General features: G+C 61.3%; 1 protein-coding gene. It reads left to right on the forward strand.

Annotated features, from left to right (window positions below):
• Position 1: 1 nt before the first annotated feature.
• Positions 2 to 2,028: AAA family ATPase (locus tag ACRXB1_RS35145; RefSeq protein WP_449494667.1), on the forward strand; the 2,027-nt coding region annotated here is incomplete at its 3' end.

Below are 2,028 nucleotides of genomic sequence, written 5' to 3' on the forward strand. Positions count from 1 at the left end.
TATGAGAATCGACAAGCTCACGACCAAGTTTCAGGAAGCACTGGCCGACGCGCAGAGTCTCGCCGTCGGCAACGACAATCAATACATCGAACCGGTTCATCTGCTTGCTGCGCTGATTGCGCAACAGGACGGTTCGGCGCGCTCGCTGCTCTCGCAGGCGGGCGTTCAGGTTCAGGCGCTGGAAACCGCGTTGAAAGACGCGATGACGCGTTTGCCGCAAGTCCAGGGCACGGACGGCAACGTCCAGGTCAGCCGCGACCTTGCCGGCTTGCTGAACAGCGCGGATAAAGAAGCGCAAAAGCTCAACGATACGTTCATTGCGAGCGAGATGTTCCTGCTCGCAGTCGCCGATGACAAAGGCGACGCGGGCCGTCTTGCCAAGCAGCATGGCTTGACGCGCAAGGCGCTCGAAGCCGCGATCAACACCGTGCGCGGCGGCGGCCAGGTGCATAGTCAGGATGCCGAAAGCCAGCGCGGCGCGCTCAAGAAATACACCGTCGACCTGACCGAGCGCGCTCGCGCCGGGAAGCTCGATCCGGTGATTGGACGTGACGACGAAATCCGCCGTTCCATCCAGATCCTGCAACGGCGGACGAAGAACAATCCGGTGCTGATCGGCGAGCCGGGCGTGGGGAAGACCGCCATCGTGGAAGGTCTTGCGCAGCGCATCGTGAACGGCGAAGTGCCGGAATCGCTCAAGAGCAAGCGCGTGCTTTCGCTCGACATGGCCGCGTTGCTGGCCGGCGCGAAGTATCGCGGGGAGTTCGAGGAGCGGCTCAAGGCCGTCCTGAGCGACATCGCGAAGGACGAAGGGCAGACCATCGTCTTCATCGATGAAATCCATACCATGGTCGGCGCCGGCAAGGCCGAAGGCGCGATGGACGCGGGCAACATGCTCAAGCCGGCGCTCTCGCGCGGCGAGCTGCATTGCATCGGTGCGACCACGCTTGACGAATATCGCAAGTACATCGAAAAGGACGCGGCGCTCGAACGCCGTTTCCAGAAGGTGCTCGTCGACGAACCTTCGGTGGAAGCGACCATTGCGATCCTGCGCGGCTTGCAGGAAAAGTACGAACTGCATCACGGCGTGGAGATCACCGATCCCGCGATCGTCGCAGCGGCGGAGTTGTCGCATCGCTATATCACGGACCGTTTCCTGCCGGACAAGGCTATCGACCTGATCGATGAAGCCGCGTCGCGCATCAAGATGGAAATCGATTCGAAGCCCGAAGAGATGGACCGGCTCGACCGTCGTTTGATCCAGTTGAAGATCGAGCGCGAAGCTGTGAAGAAGGAGAAGGACGAAGCATCGCAGAAGCGCCTGCAATTGATCGAAGAGGAAATCGAGCGGCTGGATCGCGAGTATTCCGACCTCGAGGAAATCTGGATGGCGGAAAAAGCCGCCGTGCAGGGCAGCGCGACGCTGAAGGAAGAGATCGAGAAAGTGCGCGCGGATATCGTGCGTCTGCAGCGCGAAGGCAAGCTCGAGAAGGTCGCCGAATTGCAGTACGGCAAGCTGCCCGGGCTCGAGGCGCAATTGAAGCAGGTGACGCAGGCCGAGACCGCCGAGCAAAGCAATCCCACGCGGCCGCGCCTGTTGCGCACGCAAGTCGGTGCTGAAGAGATCGCGGAAGTCGTGTCGCGTTCGACCGGCATTCCTGTGTCGCGGATGATGCAGGGCGAGCGTGACAAGCTGCTGCAGATCGAAGCCAAGCTGCATGAACGCGTGATCGGTCAGGACGAAGCAATAGGTGCAGTGGCAGATGCAATCCGCCGTTCGCGCGCCGGTTTGTCGGACCCGAACCGGCCATATGGTTCGTTCCTGTTCCTCGGCCCGACGGGCGTGGGCAAGACCGAGTTGTGCAAGGCGCTCGCCGCGTTCCTGTTCGATTCGGAGGATCACCTGATTCGTATCGACATGAGCGAATTCATGGAGAAGCACAGCGTCGCGCGTTTGATCGGCGCACCCCCGGGTTATGTCGGTTATGAAGAGGGCGGGTATCTGACCGAGCTCGTGCGGCGCAAACC

This window comes from Caballeronia sp. M23-90 (assembly GCF_053574605.1).